Annotated in this window: 14 protein-coding genes and 1 pseudogene; 1 reads left to right on the forward strand and 14 read right to left on the reverse strand. The window is 39.1% G+C overall.

Going from position 1 to position 20,868, the window contains the following annotated elements; translation table 11 throughout:
• The 12 genes and pseudogenes from FRX54_RS06365 to nagB form a co-directional block, all read right to left on the reverse strand.
• Positions 1 to 4,936: YSIRK-type signal peptide-containing protein (locus tag FRX54_RS06365; protein ID WP_222430370.1), on the reverse strand; the 4,936-nt coding region annotated here is incomplete at its 3' end.
• A 184-nt stretch (positions 4,937 to 5,120) separates the two neighbouring features.
• Positions 5,121 to 7,739, reverse strand: a complete 2,619-nt coding sequence (gene alaS, locus FRX54_RS02465) for an alanine--tRNA ligase (protein WP_146460658.1) — start codon at positions 7,737 to 7,739, stop codon at positions 5,121 to 5,123.
• Positions 7,740 to 7,757: 18 nt separating this feature from the next.
• Entirely contained in the window at positions 7,758 to 8,249 is a 492-nt protein-coding gene (locus FRX54_RS02470; RefSeq protein WP_146460661.1) for an LURP-one-related/scramblase family protein, read from the reverse strand.
• Between the two features lie 237 nt (positions 8,250 to 8,486).
• Positions 8,487 to 9,524 carry a peptidylprolyl isomerase PrsA gene (gene prsA / locus FRX54_RS02475; protein WP_146460663.1) on the reverse strand — a complete coding sequence of 346 codons (1,038 nt, stop codon included), beginning with the start codon at positions 9,522 to 9,524 and terminating at the stop codon, positions 8,487 to 8,489.
• Positions 9,525 to 9,590: 66 nt separating this feature from the next.
• Positions 9,591 to 10,298 carry an O-methyltransferase gene (locus FRX54_RS02480; RefSeq protein WP_146460665.1) on the reverse strand — a complete coding sequence of 236 codons (708 nt, stop codon included), beginning with the start codon at positions 10,296 to 10,298 and terminating at the stop codon, positions 9,591 to 9,593.
• A gap of 87 nt (positions 10,299 to 10,385) precedes the next feature.
• The gene (locus tag FRX54_RS02485) at positions 10,386 to 10,733 is read right to left on the reverse strand and encodes a DUF2200 domain-containing protein (RefSeq protein ID WP_146460669.1); all 348 of its coding nucleotides are present in this window, start codon (positions 10,731 to 10,733) and stop codon (positions 10,386 to 10,388) included.
• Positions 10,734 to 10,748: 15 nt separating this feature from the next.
• A complete protein-coding gene (locus tag FRX54_RS06315) occupies positions 10,749 to 11,363 on the reverse strand; it encodes an HAD-IA family hydrolase (RefSeq protein WP_186652438.1) in 615 nt (204 codons plus the stop codon).
• Positions 11,364 to 11,876, reverse strand: a pseudogene (locus FRX54_RS06320) (GNAT family N-acetyltransferase); the annotation flags it as partial.
• A gap of 87 nt (positions 11,877 to 11,963) precedes the next feature.
• A complete protein-coding gene (gene pepF / locus FRX54_RS02495; protein ID WP_146460673.1) occupies positions 11,964 to 13,769 on the reverse strand; it encodes an oligoendopeptidase F in 1,806 nt (601 codons plus the stop codon).
• A 74-nt stretch (positions 13,770 to 13,843) separates the two neighbouring features.
• On the reverse strand, positions 13,844 to 14,779 hold the full coding sequence (locus FRX54_RS02500; RefSeq protein ID WP_146460675.1) for a competence protein CoiA: 936 nt from the start codon (positions 14,777 to 14,779) through the stop codon (positions 13,844 to 13,846).
• Positions 14,780 to 14,833: 54 nt separating this feature from the next.
• Positions 14,834 to 15,550 (reverse strand): pseudouridine synthase, encoded by a 717-nt coding sequence (locus tag FRX54_RS02505; protein WP_146460676.1) that lies wholly within the window; start codon positions 15,548 to 15,550, stop codon positions 14,834 to 14,836.
• On the reverse strand, positions 15,547 to 16,254 hold the full coding sequence (gene nagB / locus FRX54_RS02510) for a glucosamine-6-phosphate deaminase (RefSeq protein ID WP_146460678.1): 708 nt from the start codon (positions 16,252 to 16,254) through the stop codon (positions 15,547 to 15,549). Before nagB ends, FRX54_RS02505 begins: the two co-directional genes overlap by 4 nt.
• 108 nt (positions 16,255 to 16,362) lie before the next feature.
• On the opposite strand from nagB, the gene queA reads away from it, so the two are divergent.
• A complete protein-coding gene (gene queA / locus FRX54_RS02515) occupies positions 16,363 to 17,391 on the forward strand; it encodes a tRNA preQ1(34) S-adenosylmethionine ribosyltransferase-isomerase QueA (protein ID WP_146460680.1) in 1,029 nt (342 codons plus the stop codon).
• A 246-nt stretch (positions 17,392 to 17,637) separates the two neighbouring features.
• Here queA and FRX54_RS02520 read toward each other — a convergent pair whose 3' ends face one another.
• Entirely contained in the window at positions 17,638 to 18,669 is a 1,032-nt protein-coding gene (locus FRX54_RS02520) for a class A beta-lactamase-related serine hydrolase (protein ID WP_261379612.1), read from the reverse strand.
• A 133-nt stretch (positions 18,670 to 18,802) separates the two neighbouring features.
• Positions 18,803 to 20,797, reverse strand: a complete 1,995-nt coding sequence (gene uvrB, locus FRX54_RS02525) for an excinuclease ABC subunit UvrB (RefSeq protein WP_146460684.1) — start codon at positions 20,795 to 20,797, stop codon at positions 18,803 to 18,805.
• Between the last annotated feature and the right edge of the window lie 71 nt (positions 20,798 to 20,868).

Here is a 20,868-nt window from a genome sequence, read left to right on the forward strand (position 1 = left end):
GAACATAAGTTCCTTCTGCTACCGTCACACTTGTCGCTGGATTACCATTTGCATCTAACAAGGTCAAGCTTGTTTCATCCAAGGCTTCCGTGCCATTACCATCTGTTCCTGCCTTGAACATGCTTGTTGCATCTGTTGTTTGAGCAACATTGATGTAATCCTCACTTGTGCGATCTTTAGCAGTTGGCATCAAGTTGATTACACGTGGCGTGTACGTTGCTGTTGCCGTGTCACCACTCAAGTCGGCCATGCGAACCGTTACTGGAATTACATCTCCTGTGTAATTCGTATTTGGCGTGAAGGTAATTGTACCATTCTCTAGAACATAAGTTCCCTCAGCTACAGTGACTGTCGTTGCTGGATTACTCTCGGCATCTAACAAGGTCAAGCTTGTTTCATCCAAGGCTTCCGTGCCATTACCATCTGTTCCTGCCTTGAACATGCTCGTCGCATTCGTTGTTTGAGAAACATTGATGTAATCCTCACTTGTGCGATCTTTAGCAGTTGGCGTCAAGTTGATTACACGTGGCGTGTATGTTGCTGTTGCCGTGTCACCACTCAAATCAGCCATGCGAACCGTTACTGGAGTTACATCTCCTGTGTAATTCGTATTTGGCGTGAAGGTAATTGTGCCATTTTCCAGAACATAAGTTCCCTCAGCTACCGTTATACTTGTCGTTGGATTACCATTTGCATCTAACAAGGTCAAACTTGTTTCATCCAAGGCTTCCGTGCCATTACCATCTGTTCCTGCCTTGAACATGCTTGTCGCATTCGTTGTTTGAGAAACATTGATGTAATCCTCACTTGTGCGGTCTTTAGCAGTTGGCGTCAAGTTGATTACAGTTGGTGTATAAGTACCCGTCGCTTCAACAGTAACAGTGCTTCCTTCCTTATCTGTCGCTGTTCCTCTCACTGTAACAGATACGGTTGTCGCTGTTCCTGTAAAACTCGGTACTGGATCAAAAGTTACAACTCCTGTATCTGCGTTAATGGTATATGTCCCTTGACCATCAACAACTACCTTACCTTCAGCATCTGCATTTTCTAAACGATAAGCACCTGTTGCTGGAATCGTTACAATTGATTCATTTTGTGCTGTATCATTATAGTTAGTTGTATTATCAGCATTATTCAAGACAGTAAAACTTGGCTGACCTGTCTGATTCACATCAACATAATCACTAGATGTCACATTAGTCGCTGAAATACCGTAAACTGTTGGCGTGTAAGTTGTTGTCGCTGAATAACTAAATGATTGATTATTACGATCCACAGAAGTTGCTGTTGCTTTGACAGAAACTGCTGTTGCTGTACCTACAAAATCAGTGACAGGAATAAAGGTTACGGCTCCTGTGTTTTCATTAATCGTGTAAATTCCTTCAACAGTTGTTAAGCTAGTCACTTCTGAATTATTTGATGGATCAACAAAACGATAAACTACACTAGCATTAGTATCTGTTACAGTGAAATTATCTGCCATATTATCCGTCTGTGTTTCATTAAGTACACCTGACGTGTATTCTGGTCTCGCTTTAATATCCTGTACAGTAATATAGTAGGTCGTTGATGTCACAGCATCGTCTACCACTTCACCAGAATCAGTACCACCAACAGTTGGATTAGTTACAATACCATTTGAATCAACTGCTGTAACTGTTACGGCATATTCACCTGTTTGTGATAAAGTATAAACTTCAACTTCTGCTTTCAAGACTTCTGAAGCTGTTTTCAGAGCTTCACGTGCTGTTTCAACTTTTTGATTAGCAACTAATTCTGCTCGTTTTAATACCGTCAAGTTATCTTGACTTGTCGTTAATGCAGCCTGTTTTTCAGCTAACATCGCTTGAGCTGCAGCTAGTTTTGCTTGTGTTTCTGCCAACGCTGCCTCAGCTTTTGGAGTCCTACTTGCTGAACTATCTTGTAATTTAGAAATTTCAACAGCTTTTTGTGCATCAGCCAAATGACGCTGGGCACGAATTACTGCTTCTTCTGCTACTGCTAATTCCATTTGACTTGATGTCAGATTTTGAATTTCAGCAGCAACAGCAGCTTGAGCTGCAGCTGCATCTTTTGTTGCTTGAATAAATTTTGTTTCTTCATCTTTAGCAGAATCAAAACTCTTCACGCTTCCATCTGGATTAGTCACTGAAAATCCTGTCACAATTGTTTCCGATTGCTCATCAGATGATTGATCATCTTCTGCATCTCTAAAACTAACTGCCGCATCTGACTCATTTAACAAATCAACAGATGAGTTAATTGGTCTATTATAGCTTGTTGAATCTGACACTGGCTTTTCATTTTCAATTGATGCAACATCAGTTGCAACCAATTTACGCACAGCAACATGTCCTGAGAAACCTGAATCAGTTTCAACAGTCCAACCTTCACCATCTTCAACAGCAGTTACTGTAGAACCATCTGCTGCTGTCCATGTTTTTGTATTAGCGTCATAGTTTACTTGAGTTGTACTAGGCAATGTAGTAACTGTACGTGTAACATTTCCAACAGCTGTTACTCGACCATTTGTTTTAACTTCGTTAATTTTATCAATTAAAGTACTTGCTGATGATGTTGTATTATAGGTACGCGTAAACTCATAAACGATGTAATTATTTTGACCATTAGTGTTGTCTTCATTATAGATACGACGTTCTGTAATAGTTGAGGTATTATCTCCATTATCAACAAAAGTAAACGCCTCATCAATTGGTAATTCATACTTACCAGTTTCTTTATTTAAGATTGCTGTACGGCTAACATTGGCAGCATCTTGCAAGGTAATGCTTTTACGTGATAATATCGCAGTAACATTTTCTGTCACTGTTTCTAAAGCAATTGTATCCACACCTGCATATTGTGTTGAATTAGAAGTCACGGGAACAGTAAAGGCTATTCCTTCTGCACCCAAATCTTGTCCTGCACTAACCGCTGTATTCGTTGTGTCATCAGCCGAAACTATCCAGCGACCGTCTTGAAGTACTAAGTTAGTCACTGTACCATCTGGCATTGTTAATTTAGCTTGGTTTGTACCAGCCGAAATTTTAACTGGTACCTCTGTTGCATATACTTCAACATTTTGAACTTCAACTTTTGGCTTAACCGCAATAGTAAAGAATTCATTAGTTTCTTGACCATATTGTGTCCATTGTCTATCACGTGCATTTGCTCCATAGTCTTTACCATAAGCAGACAAGGTATAAATTCCAGATGTCGTTAATGTCCCCGAAATATTACCTGTTGTTGGATTATAAGTTGTCCCCGGAACAAGACTGTTAATTGTGTTCGCATTAGAACCTGATATTCCTGCTACACCAGTATTGGCAGCTGTGATTTGTGGACTTCTATTTGCTTTTACTACTGTACCATTTTTAGTTGTGAAACTTGCTGATGATGTTTCACTTGTTCTAGTAGCTGTTGGGCCAGTTAAAACACCACCTGCCCACTTATAATTGGCTTGTGTATCTTTTCCAACTGCATCATTATCACTATATTGAATGTTATGTGAAATAGTATCATCTATAGTATAGGCAACTGAAGTTGCAGCAATAGTTGGTGAATCACTATCAGTCCAACCAATCCAACCCGAATGTAGCCCATGAATATTGGCACGAATAACCCTACCATTAGCATCTTCTACTAACAATGTTACACGTCTTTCATATACACCGTTTTGAAGTCTACTTATGATATAGCCTTCAATCGTATCTGTGTTTGGATTGTAGCCTAGTCCTGGTGGAAGATTATCAAGCTCAACGGCTCGAAGACGATAACCTTGTGCTTTTGATTCTTCGCTAAGGTCATATTGAGATTTTACATTTTGAATATAAACATAATCTACACCTTGCTCATAAACATTACGATAAATTTCTGTCGCAATGAACTCATATCCACCAGTTGAACCATAGACTGGAGTAGTTATTGTTTGCCCAGTCGGTCTCACTTTTCCAGTCCACAACAAAGCCTCAGAAGATAATTTTTGAGTTTCTTCAGCTGACAATGGAGCATCTAAACGACCACCTCGTCCTGGAACATCTGGGGTATCAGGAACAGTGTTTTCTGAGGTACCTTGATAACTTTTAATAACCACTGTAAATGGCATAGTAGCATTAACTCTATCTAGAGTCGTATAGCTCGATCCTCCATCAATTGCAGCATCAACCGTATCGCTAGCTGCACGGAATCCTGCCAAATCTGTTTCGTTATCGTTGTTACCACCTGCCGCTGCTACATCTTCTTTAACCACGTTAAAGTTGATAAAACGACTATTACGATCACCATAAGTAATGATGGCTGCTTGAACCTCGGCTTGACCTGCTACCAACTTGTAGCCAGTCAATTCTGGTAATGACATGTTAGCTTTCTCAGTGACTTCAAACGTTACCTTGTCTGTCTCTTCAACTGGTAAACTTGTTGTAGTGACTGTTGACTTGCTACGACCATTGGCAATCACTGCACCAGTTTCAACATCTGTATAAGTCACTTTATAAGTGGTAGCTACAACACGAGAAGGTGTCGTAACTGATGCACTTGTTGAAGTTGCAGTTGTCATTGCTTCTGCTTTCGTTTCTTTAGCAGTTTCTTCGCTTGAAGATGTTGATGTTTCTGACTTGCTTTCTTCAGAAACTTCCTCACTTGATGTTGCAACTTCTGATGAAGCTACTGTTTCTTCTGAACTTGCTACGGGCTCAGAAACTACTTCTTCTGCAACAACAAGTGTTTCTACTGTTGATACTTCAGTAGATGAAACCTCAGTTTCTGACACAAGCGTCGTTGACGCTGTACTTTCAGTTACTGATGTTTCTGTTTCGGCTTGAGCACCACCTGCAAATACCGCAAATACTGTACCAATTAATACTGACGCAGCGCCAAACTTAAACTTTTTGATTGTAAAGCGTTGAGCTGTGTCTCTATGCTTATTATTTCTAAACAATAGTCCCACCTCTTTAATATTAATAATGTATATAATATATACCTATCTACATAATATCCTCCCCCCCCCCTATTTGTCAAATACTTTACTTGAAAAATTCAATTGTTTTTATCATATACATAGAAATAATTATCACTACTAAATACAAAATAATAGCATTTCTTAAGAAATGCTATTATTTATTTTATAATTTATCAGCTACTACTGATAATAATTGTGAAATAGCGTCTTTATCACTACCTCCAGCCATGGCCATGTCTGGTTTACCACCACCACGACCTGAAACAATCGGTGCTAATTCTTTAACAAGATTACCAGCATGAACTTGATTTGTCTTACTAGCAACAAGAAGATTAACCTTATCACCAATTGCTGCGACTAACACCAAGACATCTGAATAGTCTTTTTGTTTCCATGTATCAGCAAAGGTACGAAGAGCTCCTGCATCGGCTACTGTTACTTGACTTACAATATAACGAATGCCCTTGGCTTCTTGGATCGCCTTAAAGAGATCTCCAGCTTGAGCTGCTGCCGCTTTTTCTTTCAACTCAGCATTTTCTTTTTGCAACTCACGAACCTGTTCTTGAAGACTAGCTACCTTATTTGGCACATCTTTCAATTGTGGGGATTTGATACTTGTCGCAACAGCTTTCAAGCTATCTTCTTGCTCACGATAAGCAAGAAATGCTTCACGACTAGTCACTGCTAGAATACGACGAGTCCCTGAACCGATTCCCTCTTCTTTAACAATTTTGAAAATACCAATCTCACTCGTATTTTTCACATGAGTACCACCACACAGCTCAACAGAATAATCACCAATAGAAACCACACGAACTTGGTTACCATATTTTTCACCAAAGAGAGCCATAGCACCCATTGATTTAGCGGTATCAATATCTGTTTCCACTGTAGTAACTGGAAGTGCTTTCCAAATATACTCATTCACTTCTTCTTCAATCTGACGAAGTTCCTCAGCCGTAACTGCTTCAAAGTGAGTAAAGTCAAAACGCAAGAAACCTGCCTCGTTCAATGACCCTGCCTGATTGGCATGCTCACCAATAACATGATGAAGTGCTGCATGAAGCAAGTGAGTTGCGGTATGATTTTTCATCACCCGGTGACGACGACTACGATCAATTTCAAGCACATAATCATTACCTACTGCTAAACTCGCCAAGACTTCAACCGTATGCAAGGCTTGACCATTAGGTGCTTTTTGCGTATCAATCACTTTAGCAACCACATCACCTTGACTGTTTTTAATCCAACCATGGTCAGCTACCTGACCACCCATCTCAGCATAAAATGGTGTTTGCTCAAAGACAAGAAGTGCCTGACCTTCTGAAACCATCTCTGTTCGTTCATTCTCAGCTACAATCACTGAAAGTTTACTACTTAATTCTTCAACGTCATAAACAAAGTTTGATGGCTCAACAATACTCGCTAGGGTTTCATTTTGCATTCCCATCGAACCACCCTTAACCACGCTAGCACGAGCTCGGTCCTGTTGCTCTTTCATCGCTACTTTAAAACCTTCATGATCAATCGTAAACCCTGCATCTTCAGCCAATTCTTCGGTTAATTCTACTGGGAAACCATAAGTATCATAAAGTTTAAAGATGTCTTTACCGTCCAAACGTGTCTGCCCAACTGCTTTCAACTCAGCCAATAATTGATCCAAATGACCTGACCCAGCATCAATCGTACGAGCAAAGGTTTCTTCTTCACGCTTGATAATTTTCTCAATAAATTCGTGTTTTTCAAGCACTTCTGGGTAGTAGCTTTCCATAATTTGACCAACAGTTGTTACCAATTTGTATAGGAAGGCTTGATTGATTCCCAAACGACGACCGTGCATGACCGCACGACGAAGCAGACGACGAAGTACATAACCACGACCTTCATTACCAGGAAGTGCACCATCGCCAATCGCAAAAGCTAAAGAACGAATGTGGTCAGCAATGACCTTGAAACTCATGTTGTCGCCATCTTGATCATAGACTACACCAGACATTTTTTCCAATTCCTTGATAATCGGCATAAACAAATCCGTTTCAAAGTTTGTCTTAGCCCCTTGGAAAATAGATACCAAACGCTCTAAACCAGCACCCGTATCAATGTTCTTCGTTGGTAGTTCTTTATACTCACTACGTGGAACTGACGGGTCTGCATTAAACTGAGAAAGAACGACATTCCAAATCTCAATATAACGATCATTTTCGATATCCTCTTCTAAGAGTCGAATACCAATATTTTCTGGGTCAAAGGCTTCGCCACGATCAAAGAATATTTCTGTATCCGGACCAGACGGACCAGCACCAATTTCCCAGAAGTTATCTTCTAGTGGAATCAAATGGCTTGGATCAACTCCTAACTCAATCCAACGGTTATAAGAATCCTTATCATCTGGGTAGTAAGTCATGTACAATTTGTCTAATGGAAAGGCAAACCATTCTGGGCTTGTCAACAATTCAAAAGCAAAGGCAATGGCTTCATCACGGAAGTAATCACCAATCGAAAAATTCCCTAACATCTCAAACATGGTGTGGTGACGTGCAGTCTTACCAACATTTTCAATATCATTGGTACGAATTGATTTTTGAGCATTGGTAATGCGTGGATTTTCTGGAATCACAGAACCATCAAAATATTTTTTCAGCGTTGCCACGCCAGAGTTAATCCATAGTAATGTTGGGTCATTTACTGGAACCAAGTTAGCTGACGGCTCCACCGCATGTCCTTTTGACGCAAAGAAGTCCAACCACATCTGACGGACTTGGGCACTTGTCATATATTTCATTTACTTTCTCCTTTTCTTTTAAGAACTTACGGCACTATAAGCCGTTCTTTCTTTAATATAGTCAATCACAATAGCTAAAGCAACCACTTCATCGCTATAACTTTCATCATGGACCTTTATTTGATAAGTAGAGGTCATCTTAAACCATTCTTGTTTAATTTGGGCAACCAACTGCCCATTTTTATACAATGAATAGTTTTTATCCCAAATATCTCCCTCTACTGACAAATCTAAACCAACAATCTGATAGCGTGCCCCAAACCATGACCAATTCTTTTTGATCATCACTTGACGACCATCTGCAAAGGTCAAGTTAAACTTGGGTAAAATAAGAGATAAGCCTTGCTTAAGTTTGGCAACGTTACGTCCCTTATGATTGGTAAATGTAAACGTTTTGAACCACTGAAAGACAGAGCCCTTGACACGATAGGCCAGTTGTCCTGTTTCATCTTCCACCTTAAAATCACAACCTAAAGACCACATTTTTTCTTTAATATAAAATGTCTTCATCATTAACCTCCAATCATAAAAAACGACAAGCCCATTAAACGAAGGGCGAAAAACCGCGGTACCACCTTCATTCAATGACCTTGTCATCCTCATTTTATTCACACTAACAGTAATCAAGTAGCATGATTTTCCCCTTGCATGGCTCGCAACAACCGCCAATTTTCTGTGCCAAAAAAGATAAAATCAATTCTTGATAAGGTTATTATACAGACTTTGAAAGATTTCGTCAACCCTCAACTATTGGGCTTGAGAACTTTCAGAACTTGTACTTTCAGAGCTTGTGCTTTCAGAACTTGCACTCTCACTACTTGTGCTTGCTTCTGTAGAGGCTTCTTCACTTGACGAACTACTTTCAGTAGTTGATGACGGTAGCGAAGAGGCTGCCGTTGAGGAAGCAAATTGAGATAAGATGCTTGAGAAGGCCTGATCTTTAATTTTGACATTAGCTTTTGTCAATGCTTCTGAAATAATTTTCTTCTGCAAACTGCCATCAGCTGTTTGTTCAGCTAGAATGATTTTTTTCAGCTGATCTTTGTAAGTCTTCCAGTTCGCATCTTTTTCTGTCTTATTGGTCACTTTGACAATGTAATAATTCGTTGTATAAGTCGAACTATCCAAGACTGTCAAAACTTCTGAAATACCATTAGTATCCAGACCAAAGGCTGCGGTTTTCACTTCGGTAGGTACTTCAGTCGATGCCGAATCAAACTTGTAATCTACTGTTTCATCTGTTGAATTATCCTTAGCAATGGCTGCAAAATCTGCCCCATCCGCTTTAACCTGTTCTAATACTGATTTAGCTTTTTCTTCATCAGACAACTTGATGATTTGTGCACTGACTTCTGGCGTGTAGCTGTCATAAGCCTTTTTGTAATTTTCATCCGTCAAAGCTTTTTCTGCTTCTTGATTGACTGCGTATTCAATCAACTTTTGCAAACGAATGGTTTGTTTGTAAGAATCTGTTGTCATTCCTGCTGCTGTCAAAGCTTGAGAGAACGAAGCACCATAAGATTCTGCTGTCTTATTATAGGCTTCAGTAATTTCTTTTTCTGATACCTTATCTCCATATTGAGCTTCAAATACTTTTGAAAGAACCAACGTTAACATCGATTGTTGGGCAGCTGAAGTTGATTTGACTTGCTCATAAAAGTCAGCGACTGTAATTGTATCACCTTTCATAGTGATCAAAGACGCATTGTCTTTAGTATTTGTACAGGCTGCTAACGTAGCAACTGACAAAAGTGTCACAAGACCTGCTGCAATTTTTTTCTTCATAATGTTTCTTAACTCCTTATTATCCATTTCACTTGTTTTAGTATATCATGTTTTCTTAAATTCTGCTTAATCGGGCAACTTGACGCTCGGGGCATTTTTACGAAGCAGCAATAAACCATCTCCCAAAGGCAACAAACTAGCTGTTAAATCTGGATTATCCAAGGTTGCCTCAAAAAGTTTTTGTAGGCCACGATAAATGGTTCGTTGACCACGACGAACTTCTTCAATCGGTTTAGCCACATCACCACCTTGAAAAATATCATCCAAAACAACTAGGCCGCCGACTGCCAAATTTTCCAACACTTGAGGGAGAAAGACAATATATTTTGACTTAGCCGAATCCATAAAGACCAAATCATAGGTTTCATCCAAATCTGCTAAAAGATCTACGGCATCTCCTTCAAGCAAGGTGATTTGTTGCCGTTTATCATATTTGGCAAAATTTTCCTTAGCCAAATCAATCATTTCTGGATTGCGATCAATTGTCGTAATCTGGCTGTTTGGTGCAAATTCCGCCATTAAAAGCGCTGAAAAGCCAATAGCCGTTCCAATCTCTAGGATTTTCTTAGGTTTTACCGTTTGCAACAATACTCGGAAATAAGCCACTGTTTCATGAGGGATAACAGGAATGTTTTCTTCCTTCGCAAAAGTAGCCAACTCTTTCAAGTGCCCTTGATTATCAGCTAGGCGCTGGCGCATTAACTCAACAATTTCTTCTTTTACCACAGGTCTGCGCATGTTGTGGTTTGCATTTTTACTATATGATTCAACCATAGGTTCTATTATAACAAAAATCAAATAAAAAAGAAGTGAAAATCACTTCTCTCTCTTATTTATTCGTAAAAAAATGGACAACATTCACTAAACCAATAACTTTTCAAGAGATTTTCCTTTGGCTAACTCATCAACCAGTTTGTCCAAGCAGCGAATCTTTCGCATCAAGGGGTCTTGAATCGTTTCTATTGACTGCCCACAAATCTTACCTGTAATTAACTGCCAATTCTGATTAAGCTGAGGCGCTTGCTCAAAAAACAAGGCCAAACTTATCTCATCGTTCACCACCTTTACCAACTCTTGTTCAGAATAACCTGTCAACCAAACAATAATATGGTCTAAATCCATTGAGTTTTTGTTTTTTCGCTCTAGTTTAGTGACATAGCAAGAATAAATCTTAGCAAAGGGCATTTGAAAAATCTTATGTGTCATCAGACTCTCTTTTCTAAATCATACAAATAAACCTGGTAAGTCAGCAAGGCTATCAATTTTCTGGTTAAATTCATTAGTTTCTTGAGAGAAATTGATGCTCTTGATACCAGCGTATCGTGCCACTTCCAAATCCATCGGACGATCGCCGATATAATAAGTTTCATTCTTGACCAATTGATATTTTTCCAACAAATAGTTCACACCTTCTGGATGCGGTTTGCGTTCAAAACCATTAACTGCCGTCACCACTTCAACAAAATACTTGGCAATTCCTAAGCGTTCCAAGACAGCTTGGGTAGTACTTCCCTTATGCGTATAAATAAAATTTTGAATTCCCATTTGTTGCGTAAACTCTAATGCGTCAATCACATGTGGAAGCAAAACCACTTGATCATCACGTTTTTCTTGCTCCTTCGTGAAAAAAACACGTAACTCATTTTGATCCAAGCCATGTTCTTCAGCCAATTGGGCAAATAAATGACCCGCAGAAGTTGCCAAAATCACCTGTTTAACTTCTTCTTCATTAAACTCCAATTGGTAACGTTCATAAAGCACAGCCATAGCTTCCATAATGGCTGTATAAGACTCTACCAAAGTGCCGTCAAAATCCCAAATAAAGTTGATTTTTTCCATTTCATCCTCCAAGTTAATCCAATAACGAGCAACTTCTTGCCCTTGATTTAAGACCACATTTTCAAACACACCACCAGCTGACTCAATGGTTCGACGACTGGCTACATTATGAACATCCGCTGTTATTAAAACGTTTTTGATCCCTTTTTTCTGATAACGTTCTAAAGCAAACCTCAACAATTCAGTCATAATCCCTTGACCACGATAATCTGTTCTAGTCGCATAACCAATATGGCCACCAACACTTGCTAATGCCCCTTTTAATTCCCAACGACATGAAATCTTAGCGACCAATTCCCCATCAAGAAAATAATAATAGGTTGTTACCTTGGACCAATTTGGATCATCCGTTTTGGTTTCCAATTGACGAGATTTTTGAACAAAAGCTGGAAAATCATCAACCAACTTCGTCTGGATAAAAGGATTTCCTGCTTCCTGTTCAGCCAACATCATGGCTTGAAACTTTTCAAACGCCTCTTGATCAGTTAGCCCAAGTCGTCTAATCTCTTTCATGGTCAAGCCTCCTACTCTAGTTTATTATAACATAAAAAGAACGAGAAAAGACGGAACTGACCGACTCACTTCTCATTCTTCTATCGCTTAGGCTAGATGAACCCCTTTGGCAACCAATTCTTCTAATTCTATTAAGCGAGCTTCAAAGACCTTAAAGGCAGCATTTAGATAATCAACCGTTGTCATATCGACACCAGCCTTGGCAATCACGTTCATTGAATAGTCTGAATTTCCTGCTTTTAGATAGTCTAGATACTTATCCTTATCTTCTTGGCTACCATGAACAATCTTTTCTGCCAAATAACTCGCTGCAGCAAAGCCTGTTGCATACTGATAGACATAGTAGTTATAGTAAAAATGCGGAATTCTTGCCCACTCATATTGGATATAGTGGTTATCTTCTTTTTTCAGACCGTAGTATTTTTCATTGATGTCTGCATAAAGTGTGTTCAAATAATCACTAGTCAAGACTTCACCATTTTGATCTGCCAGATGAATGGCATGTTCAAATTCAGCAAACTGAGTCTGACGGAAAACCGTTCCTCTAAAACCATCCAAATAGTTATTTAAAATACTAAAACGTTCCTTGTCTGTTTTAGCTTCTTTCAAAAGCGTCTCAGTTAAAATATTCTCATTTGTGGTTGAGGCAATCTCAGCTAGGAAAAGGCTATAATCTCCATAAACATAAGGTTGATTTTCACGCGTAAAGGTCGAATGTAGGCTATGACCTGTTTCATGGACAAGGGTGTAAAGATTGTCTAAATTATCTTGCCAGTTAAGGAGCATAAAGGCATTAGTATCGTAAGAACCACCAGAATAAGCTCCTGAACGCTTGCCTTTATTGACATGAACATCAATCCAACGCTCACTGAATGCTCGTTTCACTCGATCACTATAATCTTTTCCAAAAATAGCCAATACCTCTTCTGACTTAGCCAAGGCTTCCTCATAAGTAATCTTTTGTTCGTCACTTGAGAGAGGTGTCGCCAAATCGTACATTTTCAAATCAGATAGCCCCAAAACCTGTTGACGCAATTTAATGTAACGATGTAGTAGTGGCAAGTGATGATTAACTGCTTCAACAAGGGTGTCATAAACACTTTCTGGAATAAAGTTAGCTGCTAAAGCCGCCTCACGCGCCGATGAAAAACAACGACTCTTGGCCTTGAAATTTTGAACTTTAACATTGGTCTGTAAGGTCTTAGCATAGGTATGTTGGAACTGCTCATAGGTACTGTATAAGGCTTCATAAGCGTCTTTTCTGACCTGACGATCTTTTGATTCTAATAAACTAATATAATTCCCATGAGTCAGCTCAACTTCCTCACCATCTTCATCTTTGACATAGGGAAAACGAATATCAGCATTATCTAGGACACCAAAAGTTTCTCCTGCTGCACCAAAAATTTCTGAGGCACCTGCCAACAGCTCTTCTTCAACCTGCGATAGCACATGAGGTTTTCGCTTAAATAAACGTTCAAAATAATGGTGATATTTTTTCAACCCAGGTGCTTCCTTTAAAAACTCATCATAGCGTTCTTGCGATAGCGTCATAAATTCAGGTTCATAGAAAGAAAAAACCTGACCATATTTACTATAAAGCCCATTAGCTTTGGCTTCTAATTCTTGATAGTAGGCAACTGTTGTATCTTGGTCGTTTTTCATGTGGGCATAAACATAGAGTTTTTCTAAACGACGTGACAAATCCATGTAAGACTTGGTAATTTCAAGCAAGGACTGGCTCGAATCAAGCAAATGACCAGCAAATTCAGTTGCTGCTTCCACATCTTTTGTCAGCTCAGTATAGGCGTCTTCCCAGGCTTGGTCTGTTGGAAAAATGGTTGATAAATCCCAGGTGTACTTTTCTTCTAAATGGCTACGATTATCTGACATAAGTTTCTCCTTTTATCTTTTCTTTTCATTCTATCATAAATCATCTGAGAATGGCTAGCTGAAAGGCAGTGGTATCAAACTAAATAAAAAGCTGGTGGATATAAAATCTGCTGGTTTTTGTTTTTCACCCCTATATAGTAATTGGTAAAGGCTTGATAAAACTCAGATAAATCCATCTCTATCTGACAAAAACCATCCTTCGATATTAGGGGACGGATTTGAGGATAAAAGTCCTCTACTGATTTAGCCAACAGATTTTCTCCTTTTAAATAGGCTTTTTCTTGTTTTTTTAACCATTTGGGGTTGTTATGATAAAGCTGATTTTGAATATAAGTAACAATAGACGGATCCATGACACGTTGATAACAACTCAAACCCTGCTTAAGATAGGGCTGGCGCAAAAATCCTAAAATATCAGCAGCAAAAGAGCATGATTTTTCTAAATAATGAACTTTGCCTTTAACATCTTGATAAATCAAATATTTGAGTCTCAGAAGAGAAGCTTTTTCATCTAGCTCCCAAAGATGGAAACCCATATTATTGGAAAAATAAAGGAATTGTTGTTGCAGAGCAGACAAGGTGTCTTTTAACCAAAGTTTTTCTCCCAAAAGCCATCGTACCTGATAACCAGAATCACGGTAAGATTTGGTTCGATGACGCAAACGCTCTAACGATAAGCGACTGCATTGAACCTCTAAGACTAAGTTATCTGCCACTAAAAGATCGGCTATTTGATTGATTTTCGGTAAAATTGCCTCTATCTGAACAGGACAATCTCTAGACAAAGATTGATATAATTTAGCTTTTAAGGATAAATGTTCATCACTTTCATTTTCAGTGAAAAAAGAACAAGCTTGAGCTTGATAATGAGCAAAATGTGGCCGAATGATCTTTCCACATCTCGCGCGGACAGGTCGGTGACAAGCAGGACAAGTAAACACTTGAACGTCATGGCATGTCTCTACTGCTAAATTAACCAACCGTCCATCTTGATTTCTAGCCAGTAACATAATAAGCCTCCTACTTGCTTTATTCGAAAAAACAGTCATGCTTTGGCACGACTGCTAACCTAAATAGGTTTTAATCCATTCTATTTCTTGACGAGTCAAAGCACGATAATGCCCAACTGGCAAAGCATCATCCAGATGAAAGGGGCCAAAACTAATGCGTTTGAGATAAGTTACCTTAACTCCATAGGCTAAAAACATCTTCTTTACCTGATGAAACTTCCCCTCAACAATCGTGATACGAGCCTTACTCTGCTCATCCCCTGTTTCAATAATTTCTAATTGGGCTGGTTGACAGGTTTTACCATCTAAAAAGACAACCCCTTGAGCAAAAAAATCATTCGCATCTGCTAACAAAGGGCCATTGACTACTACTTCATAGGTCTTGGTCACATGGTAACTAGGATGTAGCAATTGATAACCCAAGGGGCCATTAGTCGTCAACAGTAACAATCCCTCAGTATCACGGTCCAAACGCCCAACTGGATATATCCTATCTTTTCGATCAACAGGAGCCAACAAATCCACAACCGTTTGATGTTCTTTATCTTGACAGGCAGACACCACACCTTTTGGTTTATTCAAAATAAAATAGGTTTCCTGACCAATCCTTAAAAGGTCCTGCTCTACTCTAATCTCCTGCAGTCCGGTATCGACATTGAGATGATAAGATGCCGCACGTTGCCCATCTATCGTAACCTGCCCCGTTTTAATTAAATACTTCATCTCACGCCTTGATTTGCCTACCAAACCTAATAAAACATCTAGTCTCATGTACTTAACTGACTGGCTGCTTGATGATCGACAATCACCACAACATCTGCATGCTCTTGTAAAATACTAGCCGGACAAGTTTCAGTTACTGGACCTTCTACCATCCCCTTAACTGCTGCTGCTTTTTCTACACCATAAGCCATTAACACAATCGTCTTGGCTGACATAATTGAAGCAATGCCCATAGAAATAGCTTGACGAGGAACGTGTTGGTTATTCTCAAAAAATCGAGCATTGGCTTGAATGGTACTTTCGGTTAAATTAACCACATGCGTTTGGCTGCTAAAGGCTGTCCCAGGCTCATTAAAGCCAATATGACCATTTTGCCCCAAACCTAAAACCTGTAAATCAATCGGATATTGGTCCAAAATCTGATTATAGCGACTGGTTTCTACCTCCAAATCATCAGCTAAGCCATTAGGAAGGAAATGCTGCTTAAAGGCTTTATGCTTAAACAAATGCTGATCCATGAAATAATGATAAGACTGCTCATGACTAGCTGACAAACCAATATATTCATCTAAATTAATCGTTGTCACATCTGAGAAATCATCGTTAGAAGTAACCATCGCTTGATACAGAGCAATCGGTGTACTGCCTGTGGCTAACCCCAAAACCTGACCACCTGCTTCTAACTTTTCTCTCACTAGCTCAAAGGCCACCTGAGCTCCCTGTTCTTGTGTTTCAACCTTGATAACTTTCATAGAACCCTCCTTTTTGGTATATACCATTTTGAAGATTGTATCAGTTCTACAACAGTTTGTCAATCTTTTGTCACTCATGGTATAATAAACTATGTTAAAGGAGAAAAAATGAACACAGCTGATTTTGATTTTTATTTACCAGAAGAATTGATTGCACAGACCCCTTTAGAACAAAGAGATTCTTCTCGATTATTGGTCCTAGACCGTCAGAATAAAACCATGCAAGACACTCAATTTTATAGCATTATTGACCACCTTGAAGCAGGCGATGCTTTGGTTATGAATAATACTCGAGTCCTTCCTGCTCGTCTTTATGGTCAAAAACCTGACACCAAGGGACATGTTGAATTTCTATTACTAAAAAATACCCAAGAACGCCAATGGGAAGTTCTAGCCAAACCAGCTAAACGCCTTAAGGTTGGTACAAAAGTTAACTTTGGTGATGGGCGACTAACGGCAACTATCATCAAGGAATTAGAACATGGTGGACGAATTGTCGAATTTGATTATGAAGGCATTTTTCTTGAAGTCTTAGAAAGTCTAGGCGAAATGCCTTTACCACCTTATATTCATGAAAAATTAGAGGATAAAGAACGCTACCAAACTGTCTATGCTAAGGAAAATGGCTCAGCCGCTGCTCCTACGGCTGGACTTCACTTTACCCCTCAATTGCTTGACGCCATCGAAGCAAAAGGTGTCAAACTAGTTTATCTCACCCTTCATGTTGGTCTTGGAACGTTTCGCCCAGTCTCAGTTGACAATATTGAAGACCATGACATGCACTCAGAATTTTACCAGCTCTCAGAAGAGGCTGCCCAAATACTCAATGAAACTAAAGCTTCAGGCGGACGTATTGTTGCTGTTGGCACAACTTCGATTAGAACCTTAGAAACTATCGGCTCTAAATATGAAGGGCAATTAAGAGCTGAATCTGGCTGGACCAATATCTTCATCAAGCCAGGCTATCAATTCAAAGTTGTAGATGCTTTTTCAACAAACTTCCACCTACCAAAATCAACCTTGGTCATGCTCGTTGCCGCTTTTGCTGGACGTGATTTTACCCTATCTGCTTATCAACATGCCGTTCAAGAAAGCTATCGTTTCTTTAGCTTTGGTGATGCCATGTTTATCCAATAATGAAAACCCACTGATTAACAGCAATCAGTGGGTTTTATCGTGTCTATGATGATTTTCTATGTTTTTTAGATTTTTTCTTGATGTCAAGATAATGCGTCACAACCGTTGTCATAAAACTTGCCATAATTCCTAAATCAATAATCGCATAAATCATAGTAAAGATTTTACCAATATCCGTTTAAGGTTTTTCCAAATCGACGAACCTGTAACCAAAACGTTAACATGATAGACTCTCTTGACTTAATCTTAATTCATATTGACACGATGCCATTGGTTAACCACATAAGTTAACTGGGCTAGAAGATTATAGCCTTCTGGATTGATTTCTTCTGTATTTTCATCTGCTCCACCCAGTCCAGCCGTATAAAGAGCAATCATATAAGGGGTTTCTTCCATAACAATCGCATCAATATTTAACGCTTCACGCACATAGCCTGGTTTTTGATAGATTTGGATATCTGGTAAGTAAGTTTCGTAATACTCACCTGGGAAAGACTGGTCGAGATAATTCAAAATATCAGCATATTTTTCTTGATTTTTCCAAAGGTATTGCAAAACTTGGATGTAATAATCTGACGTTGTTTTATTGCCTTTGAGCTGAATGGTTTTTACGGCAGATTTAGATTGCCCATAACGTCCAAAATCCTTATAAGCTTCGTCAACACCACCTAAAAGACTAGCCAGAGCATAGGCAGGGGTATTTTCTGAATAAACCAAAGAATACTCTTGCATCTCAGAAATGGTCATGTCATCACCAAATTGTGCTCGATAAGCCTGATATTCTCCCTCGTATTCATAGTTGATTTCTGTAATGTCGTAGGCCTTATCCATTGATAATTTACCTTTAACAACTTGATCAACGACCAGCATATTCAAGGGTAATTTGTATGTGCTACCTGCGGTCATTAACTGGGTATCATTCATGGCAAATGTTTCACCAGTTTTCATATTCTTGTAAGAAAAAGCAATGGCATTCGATTCGATGCCAAACTCTTCCATGTAAGTTTTCACAACTTCTTCCAAAGAAAGATTGGCATAATCATAGTAAAGCCCATAGCCGTCCATGGTAGCTAAATCAGCAGCCATAGCCGCTTTTTTGGCCTTGGCACTTTTATTGGTTGGAATAATTTTATCAACTGGATCTGTTTGTACAACTTCTTTTTTCTTGGCAAATAATTGAGACCAACTAATTGTCACATCTGATGTTCTAGTATAGAGCACGACTCCCAGAGCCAAAAAAAATCCTAAACCAAATCCTAATACTAATTTTTGTTTCATTATTTGTTTAACATATTTCATACCGTTAAAAATTATAACATATCTGTAACAAAACAGCTACTTATCTAACTAAAAATTTTGTGTAAAAAACTTGTTTTTTAACGTGCTTATCAAAAATGGTAAGCCCTATATTTTAATCCAAAGCCTTCAATTCTAAAATGGTATCACGAATTTCTGCTGCTAATTCAAAATCAAGAAGTTCAGCCGCCTCTTGCATCTGACCTTGAAGTTTCTTAATCATCATTTGACGCTCTGCCTTAGTTAAGGTAGATAGTTTGAGCGGCTCTTCAGCTACTTGGTTAGTTGTATCGGTCTTGCTAATTGAAATCAAATCACGAATTTCTTTCTTAATCGTCTGTGGCACAATACCGTGTTTTTCATTATAAGCCATCTGAATACGACGACGACGGGCTGTTTCATCAATAGCTTTTTGCATGGATTCCGTTATCTTATCTGCATACATAATCACATGACCGTTACTATTACGAGCGGCACGACCAATTGTTTGGATCAAACCACGTTCATTTCTAAGAAAACCTTCCTTATCCGCATCTAAAATGGCAACCAGACTAACTTCAGGAACATCAATTCCCTCACGAAGTAGGTTAATCCCAATCAATACATCAAAGACACCCAAGCGCAAATCACGAATAATTTCTGTTCTCTCCAAAGTCTTGATGTCACTATGCATATATTTAACCTTGACACCCATTTCTTTGAGGTAATCTGTCAAATCCTCTGCCATCTTCTTGGTCAAGGTGGTTATAAACGTACGCTCTCCCTTATCCACTCGTAAATTGATTTCTCCCAAAAGATCATCCATTTGACCCATGGTTGGACGCACTTCTACTTCTGGATCTAGCAAACCTGTTGGTCGAATAATCTGCTCAAGAACCGTCTCTGTTTCTGCCATTTCATAATCTCCTGGAGTGGCTGACACATAGACAATCTGATGAACATGGCTCTCAAATTCTTCTCGGCGTAGCGGACGATTATCCAAGACCGACGGCAAACGAAAACCATAATCTACCAACATCTGTTTGCGTGAACGGTCTCCATTATACATTCCCTTAATCTGACCCATGGTCATGTGACTCTCATCAATCATGATCAAAAAGTCATCAGGGAAGAAATCCAAAAGGGTATAAGGTGGCTCGCCTTCGCTACGACCGTCCATGTGTCGTGAGTAATTTTCAACACCATTTGTATAACCCATTTCTCTCAACATCTCAATATCATAATCTGTGCGTTGTTTCAGGCGTTGAGCTTCTAAGAGTTTTCCTTCTTTTTCAAAGACTTTTAGCTGCCCCTCTAATTCTTCTTGAATTTTAGCAATGGATTGTTCCATGTGTTCGTCATTAGTCACAAAGTGCGTCGCTGGAAAGAGAACCAAATGTTCAACTTCACCTAAACTTTTACCAGTCAAGCTTTCAATCTCACGAATCCGATCAATTTCATCACCGAAAAATTCAACACGAAAGGCATGCTCGTCACGGCTGGCAGGGAAAATCTCAACCACATCGCCACGCACACGAAAACGACCACGTTGAAAATCAATATCATTACGTTCAAACTGAATATCAACTAAACTATTGAGTAATTGATCACGAGAAATCTCTTGACCTGGACGCAAACTGACTGCACTATTGGCATATTCTTTGGGCGAACCCAACCCATAGATACAGCTAACCGAAGCTACTACAATAACATCGTTACGTTCCAAAAGTGCTGAAGTTGCACTATGACGTAGTTTATCAATCTCATCATTAACAGAACTATCTTTTTCGATATAAGTATCACTTGATGGCACATAGGCTTCTGGCTGATAGTAGTCATAATAGGAAACAAAGTACTCCACTGCATTGTCAGGGAAAAACTCCTTAAATTCACCATAAAGTTGACCTGCTAAAGTCTTGTTATGAGCGATAACTAATGTTGGCTTATTCACTCGTTGAATGACCTGGCTCATGGTATAGGTTTTACCTGTCCCTGTCGCCCCCATCAAAATCTGACTTTTTTCGCCATTTTCAATGTTCTCCACCAATTGTTCAATCGCCTGGGGTTGATCTCCTGAGGGAGCATACTTGGACACTAACTTAAACTGATTATCATTTTTTCTATCAATCATCTTTTCACCTCTTTTTCTATTCTATCACATTCAATCACAAAAACGGCAAAGTAAAAACACTTGACATGTTA

This window comes from Streptococcus sp. sy004 (assembly GCF_007859205.1).
Taxonomy (GTDB): domain Bacteria; phylum Bacillota; class Bacilli; order Lactobacillales; family Streptococcaceae; genus Streptococcus.

Coding starts and splice junctions, on each gene's coding strand:
- FRX54_RS02480 (WP_146460665.1), bottom strand. CDS start 10,298: ATGGTTGAATCATATAGTAAAAATGCAAACCACAACATGCGCAGACCT.
- nagB (WP_146460678.1), bottom strand. CDS start 16,254: ATGAAAGTTATCAAGGTTGAAACACAAGAACAGGGAGCTCAGGTGGCC.
- queA (WP_146460680.1), top strand. CDS start 16,363: ATGAACACAGCTGATTTTGATTTTTATTTACCAGAAGAATTGATTGCA.
- prsA (WP_146460663.1), bottom strand. CDS start 9,524: ATGAAGAAAAAAATTGCAGCAGGTCTTGTGACACTTTTGTCAGTTGCT.
- pepF (WP_146460673.1), bottom strand. CDS start 13,769: ATGTCAGATAATCGTAGCCATTTAGAAGAAAAGTACACCTGGGATTTA.
- uvrB (WP_146460684.1), bottom strand. CDS start 20,797: ATGATTGATAGAAAAAATGATAATCAGTTTAAGTTAGTGTCCAAGTAT.
- FRX54_RS02470 (WP_146460661.1), bottom strand. CDS start 8,249: ATGAAGACATTTTATATTAAAGAAAAAATGTGGTCTTTAGGTTGTGAT.
- FRX54_RS06315 (WP_186652438.1), bottom strand. CDS start 11,363: ATGGAAAAAATCAACTTTATTTGGGATTTTGACGGCACTTTGGTAGAG.
- FRX54_RS02520 (WP_261379612.1), bottom strand. CDS start 18,669: ATGAAACAAAAATTAGTATTAGGATTTGGTTTAGGATTTTTTTTGGCT.
- FRX54_RS02505 (WP_146460676.1), bottom strand. CDS start 15,550: ATGAGACTAGATGTTTTATTAGGTTTGGTAGGCAAATCAAGGCGTGAG.
- FRX54_RS02500 (WP_146460675.1), bottom strand. CDS start 14,779: ATGTTACTGGCTAGAAATCAAGATGGACGGTTGGTTAATTTAGCAGTA.
- alaS (WP_146460658.1), bottom strand. CDS start 7,739: ATGAAATATATGACAAGTGCCCAAGTCCGTCAGATGTGGTTGGACTTC.